The organism is Clostridium sp. HV4-5-A1G (assembly GCF_900184915.1).
Taxonomy (GTDB): Bacteria; Bacillota; Clostridia; order Clostridiales; family Clostridiaceae; genus Clostridium_B; species Clostridium_B aromativorans.
Genome location: NZ_FXYI02000119.1, coordinates 1 through 11,215, shown reverse-complemented (window position 1 = coordinate 11,215; position 11,215 = coordinate 1). Strand labels below are relative to the sequence as shown.

The 11,215-nt window shown below is 35.1% G+C and carries 10 protein-coding genes; 9 read left to right on the top strand and 1 reads right to left on the bottom strand.

The genetic code is table 11. The features are described from left to right. Positions 1–110: 110 nt before the first annotated feature. The 7 genes from J5G60_RS12510 to J5G60_RS12480 all read left to right on the top strand — a co-directional run bounded on the left by J5G60_RS12510 (position 111) and on the right by J5G60_RS12480 (position 7,996). The gene (locus tag J5G60_RS12510) at positions 111–1,412 is read left to right on the top strand and encodes a cation:dicarboxylate symporter family transporter (RefSeq protein WP_150357200.1); all 1,302 of its coding nucleotides are present in this window, start codon (positions 111–113) and stop codon (positions 1,410–1,412) included. Between the two features lie 191 nt (positions 1,413–1,603). Further along, positions 1,604–3,313 (top strand): ASKHA domain-containing protein, encoded by a 1,710-nt coding sequence (locus J5G60_RS12505; RefSeq protein ID WP_150357199.1) that lies wholly within the window; start codon positions 1,604–1,606, stop codon positions 3,311–3,313. A gap of 13 nt (positions 3,314–3,326) precedes the next feature. Continuing rightward, complete coding sequence (locus J5G60_RS12500; protein ID WP_150357198.1) at positions 3,327–4,199, top strand: uroporphyrinogen decarboxylase family protein; 873 nt, start codon at positions 3,327–3,329, stop codon at positions 4,197–4,199. A 20-nt stretch (positions 4,200–4,219) separates the two neighbouring features. Beyond that, positions 4,220–4,888 carry a corrinoid protein gene (locus tag J5G60_RS12495; RefSeq protein ID WP_150357197.1) on the top strand — a complete coding sequence of 223 codons (669 nt, stop codon included), beginning with the start codon at positions 4,220–4,222 and terminating at the stop codon, positions 4,886–4,888. Then, the gene (locus tag J5G60_RS12490) at positions 4,878–5,957 is read left to right on the top strand and encodes a uroporphyrinogen decarboxylase family protein (protein ID WP_150357196.1); all 1,080 of its coding nucleotides are present in this window, start codon (positions 4,878–4,880) and stop codon (positions 5,955–5,957) included. Before J5G60_RS12495 ends, J5G60_RS12490 begins: the two co-directional genes overlap by 11 nt. A 10-nt stretch (positions 5,958–5,967) precedes the next feature. Beyond that, positions 5,968–7,002 (top strand): methylcobamide:CoM methyltransferase MtbA, encoded by a 1,035-nt coding sequence (locus J5G60_RS12485; RefSeq protein WP_150357195.1) that lies wholly within the window; start codon positions 5,968–5,970, stop codon positions 7,000–7,002. Between the two features lie 37 nt (positions 7,003–7,039). After that, entirely contained in the window at positions 7,040–7,996 is a 957-nt protein-coding gene (locus J5G60_RS12480) for an ROK family protein (RefSeq protein ID WP_150357194.1), read from the top strand. Positions 7,997–8,084: 88 nt separating this feature from the next. On the opposite strand, the gene J5G60_RS12475 is transcribed toward J5G60_RS12480, so the two are convergent. After that, positions 8,085–8,471 (bottom strand): hypothetical protein, encoded by a 387-nt coding sequence (locus tag J5G60_RS12475; protein WP_150357193.1) that lies wholly within the window; start codon positions 8,469–8,471, stop codon positions 8,085–8,087. 135 nt (positions 8,472–8,606) lie between these two features. Between J5G60_RS12475 and J5G60_RS12470 the strand changes: the two genes are divergently transcribed. After that, a complete protein-coding gene (locus J5G60_RS12470) occupies positions 8,607–9,530 on the top strand; it encodes a patatin-like phospholipase family protein (protein WP_150357192.1) in 924 nt (307 codons plus the stop codon). A gap of 99 nt (positions 9,531–9,629) precedes the next feature. Then, positions 9,630–11,042: a cysteine--tRNA ligase gene (gene cysS, locus J5G60_RS12465; protein WP_150357191.1), complete on the top strand. Its 1,413-nt coding sequence runs from the start codon at positions 9,630–9,632 to the stop codon at positions 11,040–11,042. Positions 11,043–11,215: the final 173 nt, after the last annotated feature.

Here is an 11,215-nt window from a genome sequence, read left to right as displayed (position 1 = left end):
GTGTATATTGAAGTATAATATAGTAGTTTTTTATATATTGGCATGTAATATGTAATAAGAAAATGTTTTCAAAGATATTATATGATTTATTATACAGGGAGTGATTTAAAATGAAGAGAAAGATTAAATGTGGACTAGCCACTCAGATCCTCATAGGTCTTATACTTGGAGTAATAGTAGGGGCTGTGTTCTACGGGAATCCAAATGTTAGTAAAATTCTACAGCCTTTTGGAACTATTTTTATAAGGCTGATTAAAATGATAGTTATTCCGATTGTAGTGTCATGTCTTATAGTAGGTGTTGCTGGAGTGGGGGATCTAAAAAAGATAGGCATTTTGGCGCTGAAAGCAATAGTGTATTTTGAAGTGATGACCACTATTGCTTTGATTATAGGAGTTGTAGTTGCAAATGTATTTCATCCAGGTACGGGGATTGATATGAGTTCACTTTCAAAAACAAGCATTGCCAGTTATATGAGCACTGCTAAGGAAGCTAGTAATAAGGGATTCATAGATACTGTAATCAATATAGTTCCAAGTAATATTGCGGAATCTTTGAGTAAAGGAGATATGCTTCCTATTATATTTTTCTCAGTTATGTTCGGACTTGGCATCTCTGCTATTGGAGAAAGGGGAAAAATTCTATTAAAATTCTTTCAGGGTACAGCAGACACAATGTTTTGGGTAACGAATATGATTATGAAAACTGCACCTATTGGAGTATTTGCACTTATAGGAGTTACTGTATGTAATTTTGGGCTCAAGTCTCTTATACCTCTTGGTAAATTAACTATAGTGGTTTATTCAGCTATGATTTTATTCATATTGGTATTTATGGGAATAGCGGCAAAAGTTGTAGGGAACAGTATATTTAAAATAATGAGAATACTAAAAGATGAAATTCTACTTGCCTTCAGTACTGCCAGTTCGGAAACAGTACTTCCAAAAATAATAGAGAAAATGGAAAAATACGGATGCCCAAATGCTGTTGTGTCCTTTGTAGTTCCTACAGGTTATACTTTTAATCTTGATGGATCCACTCTTTATCAATCAATTGCGGCTATATTCATAGCGCAGCTTTATGGTATACATCTTTCTATTGGAGCTCAGATAAGTCTGATAGTGGTGTTGATGATAACTTCAAAGGGCATGGCAGGTGTTCCTGGAGCCTCTTTTGTAGTATTACTTGCTACAGTAGGCACTGTAGGGCTTCCAGTAGAGGGGCTTGCTTTTATAGCCGGAATAGATCGTATTTTAGATATGGCAAGAACAGCAGTTAATGTTGTGGGAAATTCCCTTGCCAGTGTATTTGTTTCTACCTGGGAGCATAAATATGATAGAGAAAAAGGAAATAAATATTATGAAAGCATTATTAAAAATACGGATAAGGTGGACAGCAATATAACGGTCTAAAAGATATAAAGGTGAGAATATAAGAAATATTAAATTCTCACCTTTATATCTTTTTGTTATACATGAACTTTTAAAGATAAATTATATGAATTAATTAGCTAGATGTATCTATGATAAAATAACAGTATAAGATTGAAAATAAAGTTAAGAATAGTTTGAATATTAATTTATAACATTTAGAGGGGTAGAAAATGTGCTGTGTTACTTTTTGGGATAAAAATATAAAAATTCATGTGGAAAAAGGTACAAAACTTTTAGACTGTATAAGAGAAGCGGGTTTTGATGTAGAAACTTTCTGCGGAGGTTCTGGAAAATGTGGGAAATGTAAAGTTATAGCCTATGGAGAATTAAGTTCTAAAACTGCAGATGAATACAATTTGGCAGAAAAAGAAAATATCAGGTTATCCTGTATGGCTAAAGTTGAAGGTGATGTGAATGTAGAACTCATTGAAAAAGAGGGGAACTTGAAAACTATAAATAGAGGTCATTGTAAGGATGTGGAAATAAGGAGCGGTTTTGAAAAACTGGAGCTATTTAAGAAGATTTCAGTAGATTCCAATGCAGACTATAAGGTGGTAAATTTAAATGTTCTAAAAAAAATGGGCCTGCTGAAGAAAGAAAAGCCGAAAGCAGTTCAAGGAATTCTATTTGAAAAAACTCTTTTGGATGTTGATGAGTACATAAAAAATATTCTGGGGGTCGCGGTGGATATAGGGACTACCGGTATATCTGCCTACCTTGTAAATTTAGAAAATGGTCAAGTGCTAGAAAGGGTTTCCGGTTTAAATCCCCAGACAAAATATGGTGGAGACGTAATTTCAAGAATAAATTATTCTATGGAAAATAAAGATGGAAGTGAAATTTTAAGCAGCTGCATAAGGGAAAAAATAGATTATATGATTGGAGAGCTAACACAAAAAGATTATCAGAGAAATAATATCTATAGAATTTCAATAGCTGCGAATACCACCATGCTTCATTTGTTTCTGGGAGTAAAAGCGGATTCCATAGCTGTATTTCCCTATGAGGCTGTATTTTTAAATACGCTGAATTTGAGAGCAGAAGAGCTTGATATACATATAAATGAACAGGGAATTGTAACAGTACTTCCTTCAGCTTCACCTTATATAGGGGCAGATATAATTTCAGGAATTACAGCTATAGATTTTCACAAAAAAACTAGGCCGTCTTTATTTATAGACATAGGGACTAATGGAGAAATAGTTGCCATATGCAGTGGGAAAATGGTAGCTTGTTCTACAGCGGCAGGTCCGGCACTTGAGGGAATGAATATTGACTGTGGAATGAGAGCAGAAGAGGGGGCTGTAGATAGTTTTGATATAAGTGAAAATTTTGAACTAAATTATACTACTATAGGAAACAGGGAAGCAGTTGGAATCTGCGGCAGTGCATTATTGGATATTGGGGCGGCTTTTTTAGAAAGAGGTATAATAACTAAAACCGGCAGGTTTAATAAAACACTCCCGGATAAAATCAGCGGCAGATTAGTAGAGAAAAGGTTCTACATAACAGATAAAGTATTTATATCACAGAGAGATATAAGGCAGATTCAATTGGCCAAAGGAGCTATATGCTCAGGTATGGAAATGCTTTTAAAAGAAATAAATATAGATATAAAGGATATAGAAGAAATAGTTATAGCAGGTGCCTTTGGATATCATATCAATGCAGAGAGTATAAAAAAGATAGGGCTTATACCAAAAGGTTTCAGAGGCAGTGTCAGCTTTGTGGGAAATTCTTCTGTAGAAGGAGCCAGGATGGTTCTTGTAAACGTGGATAAGCTTAAAGAAATGGAGGAAATAAGAAAAAATATAAGGATAGTAGAGCTTTCTGTAAAGGATGATTTTCAGAATTATTTTATAAAAGCGTTGAATTTTTAAAGGAGGTGAATAAATGGAATATGTTATTGATTTTAAATGTGTAACTGACAATGATGAGGAAATACCTGAAGAGGTAGTGCTGGATACCGGTGCCAATTTTCCACAGGTACATTATGATGGAGAAAGTATGGCAAGGCTTGCGCAGGCCATAAGAATATATAATAAAGATACTGTATCCATGGTACCCTTTTGTATGACTGTGGAAGCAGAAGCCCTTGGAGCACATATAAAAATGGGGGATAGGAAAAGGGGACCTAGAGTTTCAAATTATGTGTTTAAAAATATGGAAGATTTTAAGAAGATAAAACCAATTGATTTGAGCAAAGGCAGAATTAATCAGGTATTAAAAGCTGTAAATATTTTAAGCAGCAGTGGAGAGCAAACTGCATTAGCTGTCCAGGGACCATTTACTGTAATGAGTTCGCTGATGGATCCAAGGACGTTTTATAAAGCCATTAGAAAGGACAAAGCCAGCGTAGATGATTTTATGGAAGTGATTATAGACAGCATAGTATCTTTTGCAGAAGCTGGAATTGAAAATGGGGCAAAGATAATTTCTTTTGGAGATTCGGCAGGAACTTTGGATATACTTGGGCCCAGAATATATAAAAATTACAGCGGAAGATATAGTTATGAAGTCTTGAAAAAATTATATCCCAGATTGCAGGATGCCATTGTACATTTTTGTGGAATAACTTCGAGTTCCATGGATAAAGGCGGCTTTGTAACTTCTGAGCCCATTGAAGTGGAAAAGGGATTTACCTATGGAGAAGCGCTGAATTACATAATGGAAAATAGAAAGGATGTAAAAATAGTAGGCCATAACTGTATGAGGAAAACTCCAGCTAAGATGAAAACGTCTGTAGTTTGGAAGATAAATTTATAAATTAAAGGGAGAGGATATGAATGAGTATTAAAGAGGACTTGATAAAAGAATTGTCGGATTCCGTAGTGGACATGGAGGAAGAGAAGACAGTAAAAGCAGCTAACAAATGGGTAAAAAGTGGATTAAAGGCCTATGATGCCATAGATAAGGGATTGTCTGACGGCATGAATAGAGCGGGGGTCTTATATGAGCAGGAGGAATACTATATACCAGAACTTCTGATGTGTTCAGACGCCATGTATGCAGGTCTGGATGTGTTAAAGCCACATCTCAATAAGAGTGAGGAGGGTGATAAACATAAAGTGGTAATAGGAGTTGTAGAGGGGGATACCCACGATATAGGCAAAAACCTGGTGAAGATAATGATGGAAACTGAAGGGTTTGAGGTTATAGATTTGGGAAGAGATGTACCACCTATAGATTTTGTAAACAAAACAAAAGAAGTTGGAGCTGATATAATAGCACTATCTACTCTTATGACTACTACTATGGATGGAATGGATCAGGTTATAAAGTTGTTGAAAAAAGAGGGGATAAGAGATAGAGTAAAGGTAATGATAGGCGGTGGGCCTATTTCTCAAAGCTTTGCAGATAAAATAGGAGCTGATATATACACTACAGATGCATCTAAAGCTGCTAAAACCGCAAGAAAAATGTTTGCAAAAGGTGGTGTGATGAGTGAGAGATAAGATGACGCCCATGGAGAGAGCATCAGCCCTGGCAAAGGGAAAAGATGTTGACAGGCTACCCTGTAATCCCAATATAGCAAATGGAGTTGCCCGTATTTACGGTTGTAAAATATCTGACTTTAATACCAGCGGGAAAGCTATAGCTGAATCCCAGATAGCGGCTTATAGAAGGTTTGGCATGGATGGTGTGAGGGTATTTACCGATCTGTATGTTTGGGCTGAGGCTATGGGAGCAGAATTAGTGCTTCCGGAAGACAATACGGCAGATTTGTTAAAGCCGGCTTTAGAGGATGTTAAAGATATAGGCAAGCTTAAAGTGGCAAATCCGTACAAAGACGGTAGACTGCCTGTTTTTATAGAGGCCATGAAATATTTGGTGGATGCTATTGGAAAAGAAGTACCCTGTTCAGGGGGTATAGTGGGACCATTTTCAAATGCTTTCTTTTTAATAGGAGTGGACAAGATGACGAGGCTTTTATTGAAAAATCCTGAGGCAGTTCATAAATTGTGTAAAATATCTCTTGAAAATTGTATAGAGTATACAAAAGTTATTATAGAAAATGGCCTTACGCCGACTATATCGGAACCTCTGGCTTCCTGTACGGTAGTAAATCCAAAACATTTCAGAGAATTTTGTGCTCCATACCTGAAGGAGCTTGTTAGATTTATAAAATCAAAGGGCTCAGGCTGTACGCTTCATATATGCGGAAATACGAAAAAAATATGGAATGATGTTGGCAGTATGGCAGAAGATGGAGTTACAGGTTTTAGTATGGACAATGTAGTAAGCCTTGCGGAGTGCAGCAGGACTATTGGAGATAAGATGAAAATACTTGGAAATGTAGATCCTTCCGGCATAATGTATGCAGGTACCAGAAATGATATAAGAAATGCAGTTGTAGAAGCTGTAGAGGAAGGGTATAATACTCCTAAAGGTTACGTGGTTATGTCAGGGTGCAGCCTTCCAGTGGAGACACCTTTTGAAAATATACAGACCATGATGGATACTGTAAGAGAAATAGGCTATCCAGTGAATGTAGAGAAACTGGAAAAGATGAAGGTAAAGTAGGTGGTTTTACATGTTGACTCCAAAAGAACGATTGAAGCTGGTTTTGAAAAAATCTAAGGTTGACAGACCGCCTTGTATATGTCCCGGCGGAATGATGAACATGGCAATAAGTGAGATCATGGATCTAACAGGATACAGCTGGCCAAGAGCTCACGTTGATGAGAAATTTATGGCGGAGCTTGCTGCGGGAATTTATGAATATGGAGGATTTGAAAATGTTGGAGTCCCGTTTTGCATGACTGTGGAAGCGGAAGCTATGGGTGCAGAAATTTCTCTTGGCAGCAAGATAAATGAACCCAGAGTTATTGAATATCCCATAAATTCCGTAAGCAGCTGGAAAGAATTGAAAAATATGGATATGAACAGCGGAAGGGCCAAGGTGGTTTTAGAAGCTATAAGAATTTTAAGAGAGAAAAAATTACCTGTGCCTATCATGGCAAATTTGACGGGACCTATAAGCGTTGCGTCTTCTCTAATGGAACCGGAGATATTCTACAAGGAAATTATAAGAAAAAGTGAAGAGACCCGGGAGTTTCTGGAATTTGTTACCGATAATCTTATAGAATTTGGTAAGGCACAGCTGAAGGCTGGTGCTGATCTGCTTACTATATCGGATCCCAGCGGTACGGGGGAAATAATGGGTCCCAGGAACTTTAGGAACTTTACACTTCCCTATTTGAATAAAATTGTGGATTCCCTGAAGGAGTATACTGAGTATGGAATTATAGTACATATATGCGGGAGGCTGAGAAGTATATACCCTGAATTAAATGAGCTCCACAGTGATGCCATAAGTTTTGATTCCATCACCAGTGTAAAGCAGATATGCAGCAATGTTAAAAACAAAGCCATAATGGGGAATATGAGTACATTTTCTCTTGAAAATTCTAAACCGGAGTATATTAGAAAGATGTGTTTCAACTGTATTGAATCGGGAGTGGATATACTGGCACCTGCTTGTGGAATAGGTCCTAAAACACCACTTATAAACATAAAGACCATGGTAAAGGCAGCAAAGGATTTTAAGGAATTGTATACTTCATAGCACTATATTTAAACTTTGAATCATAGGGGGAATTGATTTGAAAGATAAGTTTGTAATTGGAGTGGATCTGGGCGGCACAAAAATTTGTGCTGCCTTGGTGAGTTTAAAGGGCAGTATTATATATGAGAAGACAATTCCAACTAATGTGCAGGAAGGCGACGCGGCTATATTGAGTAATATGGCAGCTCTTATAGAGGGCATAATAAAAAAATGTGAATTAAGTATGAATGAAATAAAGGGTATTGGAATTGGCGCACCAGGACCTCTTAATTTAGTTAATGGTGAAATAATATGTACTCCTAATTTACCTTTTAAAAACTTCAATATTGTGAATCCATTGAGAAGTAAATTTAATGTTCCCGTCTATCTGGACAATGATGCAAATGCTGCGGCCATAGGAGAATACATGTTTGGAGCAGGAAGAGGCAGCAGAAATATGATATTTATAACAGTTTCTACAGGAATAGGGGCAGGAGCGGTGCTTAACGGTGATATATACAGAGGGAATACTCAAAATGCACTGGAAGTGGGGCATATGACTCTGAAAGAAGACGGACCTCTGTGCAATTGCGGCAACAGGGGTTGTGCAGAAGTTCTGGCATCAGGCACTGCTATTGCAAGAGAAGCAAAAAGGGTTGTAAAAGAGGGAACAGTTACATCCCTTTGTAAGTATAAAAATATAACTGCAAAAGAAGTTTTTAAAGAGGCAAAGCTTGGTGACCATAGAGCTAAAGAGATATTGAATAGGGCTTTGAATTATTTGGGAATATGTGTAGCTAATGTAATGAATTGTTTTGATCCGGAAGTATTGATAATAGGAGGTGGTGTTTCAGAAGGAGATAGTATGGTTATTGATGAGGTGAAAAGAGTGGTGAAGAAAAGATGCTTTAAAATTATAAGTGAAAACACTAAAATATGTAAGGCCGAATTGGGAACCAATGCAGGTGTTATAGGTGCAGCTGCATTGGCGATTTTGGAATCTAAAAAAGTATAGAAAATATTTTATAAGTGCAAAAATACCATTTTATAAGTAAAAAGCTTGACAAGATCAAGAAAATTTTACTTTTACTATGGAAAAAATGTTATTGTAGACTATTTGTTGCAGCTGAAGTAGAATTTTTAATTTGCCCACCGGTTTCTCTTAGGATTTCTTTTAATTTTTGGGAATCAAAGGAATCAGAATTTATTACCACTTTATAATTTGTGTTTTCAATTTCTCTTGAATTCCCATAACCTCCCAGTAAGGGGCTTCCCGAAGTACGTACTTTCTGAGACGAGTTACGTGAAAATCTATCGGAATTTATTACATTTGAAAAATTTATATCAGGTTCTAAGTCTGAATTTGCATTGTATAGATCTATGTAGTTATCATTTAAATCTACGATTGCATTTTGGAAACCTGCATTTTTTAATTTTTTAACTGCATCATTTGCATTTTTTATACCGTTGTAATAGATTTCAATTCTCATTTTAAAATCACTCCCTATAAAAGTAAAATTTTAAGTTTAGAATTATTTTTTCCACTTATATGAAAATTATTCAATGCCTTTATTTTAAGTGTCCTATTTTATATAGTTACATATTTATATATTGAGGTGATTTTATTGAAAGCGGATGCTGTATTTGAAGGTGGAGGAATAAAGGGAATAGGACTTATAGGTGCTGTATGTTATTTTGAAAAAATGGGATATAGGTGGAATAGATTTGCAGGAACTTCTGCAGGAGCAATTATAGCTTCTCTTCTTGCTGTTGGATATACAGGCGAGGAGCTTAAGAATATAATGATGAATTTAGATGAAAAGATGTTTTTAAAAAAAAAGGACATATGGAAAATATCCATGATTAAAAAGACCATTTCACTTTTTAAGGACAAGGGCATATATTCTACGGGAGCCATAGAAAAGTATATAGAGGAACTTTTGTTGAAAAAAGGCAAAGTGACTTTTGGAGATATAAGTACTGACAATAAGTCACCCCTTAAAATAATAGCATCTGATGTGACGAAAAAATCCATGCTCATACTGCCGGATGACTTAGTAAATTATGGAATAAATCCTATGAAATTTAAAATAGCTGAGGCAGTGAGGATGAGTATAAGTATTCCACTATATTTTAAACCGGTGAAGCTCTATTATGGAAATAAATACAGCTATATAGTAGATGGTGGATTACTCAGCAATTTTCCAATATGGATATTCGACACAAAAGATATTCCGGCTTGGCCTACTATAGGTTTTAAATTGACAGAAAAGAATGTCAACCATAATGAGTCCAAAAAGATGGATTTTATTTCATATCTGTTTGATATAATTGGGACTATATTTGATAAAAACGAAGAAGTTTATGTAAAAGATAAGTATGCAGTGAGAACGGTGTTTATTCCCACACTGGGTGTTAAAACCACAGAATTCAACATATCCAGGGATATGAGGTTAAAATTGTTTGAATCAGGCTATAAAAGCGCTCAGCGTTTTTTGCACCTCTGGGATTTTGACAATTATATAAGGGAGTATGTAGTTGAGAAATAAATTGTTGAATTATATTGTCATTGTGGTAATATTTATATATAATGTGGTAATATCTATACATGTAATGCTAAAAGGTTACAGTAATAAGGGGAGATAAGTATGAATTTTTATATTTATAATACTATGAGTAGAAAAAAAGAGAAATTTATTCCTGTGCATAAGGGAAAAGTTGGAATTTATACTTGTGGTCCTACAGTTTATAATTATGCTCATATAGGAAATTTAAGGACTTATATATTTGAAGATGTATTAAAGAAATCTCTTGAATATGATTCCTATAAAGTAAAACATGTTATGAATGTAACAGATGTAGGACATTTACAATCCGATGCGGATGCAGGTGAAGATAAGATGCAGATAGGGGCAGAGCGTGAAAATAAAACCGTATGGGAAATTGCAAAATTTTACGAAGATGCTTTTTTTGAAGACTGCAGGAAACTCAATATAAAAAAACCTGATGTGGTCTGCAAAGCAACGGAACATATCCAGGATATGATAAATTTAATCAAAAGACTAGAAGAAAGGGGGTATACTTATATATCCAATGGAAATGTTTATTACTCCATTGACAAGTTTAAAGATTACAATAAGCTTGCGCATCTGAGTATGGAAGAGTTGGAAGCAGGGAGCAGAGTAGAAGTGGATGAAAATAAAAAGAATCCATTGGATTTTGTACTGTGGTTCACGAATTCTAAATTTAAAAATCAGATAATGCAGTGGGATTCGCCATGGGGAAGGGGATTTCCAGGATGGCATATAGAGTGTTCTGCTATGTCAATGAAATATCTTGGTGAAAGAATAGATATACACTGCGGAGGAGTGGATCATATTCCGGTACATCATACTAATGAAATAGCTCAATCAGATGCAGCAGTAGGCCATGCATGTGTAAATTATTGGATGCACGGAGAATTTTTGGTTACAAGTGGGGGAAAGATGTCTAAATCGAGTGGAGAATTTCTAACATTATCAAAAATTGAAGAACATGGATTTTCTCCACTGGACTACAGATATTTTTGCCTTCAATCAAGATATAGAAAGCAGTTGATATTTAGTTACAGTGCTCTTAAGCAGGCACGATCTTCTTATAATAAATTGAGAGAAAGAATAGCTTCCATAATTTCATGCGTAAAAGAAAATGAAAGAGCTGATGAAAAATTAATAGACAGCTATAAATTAAAATTCAAAGAACAGATATTTGACGATTTAAATATGCCAAATGCATTTACAGTGCTGTTTGAAGTTATAAAGGACGATGGACTTACAAATAGAGAGAAAGAGATATTGATAAAAAGTTTTGACACTGTCCTTTCGCTGGATTTGTTAAAGACCGATAATAGCAAATTAGAGAATATAGATGAAAATTTAGTAAACAAATTAATAGCTGAGAGAGAAGAAGCGAGAAATAATAAAAATTGGTCTAAAGCTGATGAAATTAGAAATAAACTTAAGGATTTGGGCATAGAGATACTGGATTCAAAAAATGGAACCACGTGGAAAGTAAGAAGATAAATATTAATTTTATATAAAATTACATTTTACAATAGATAATTTTAAACATAGTAAAAACACTGTTCAGATAATTTGTATTATACTGCAGCAGTGTTTTTAAGTGTCAATTTCTAGTCTAAAATATATTTATAAAAAATTAATAATAAAATGTGATAATGAACTTTTCATATAAG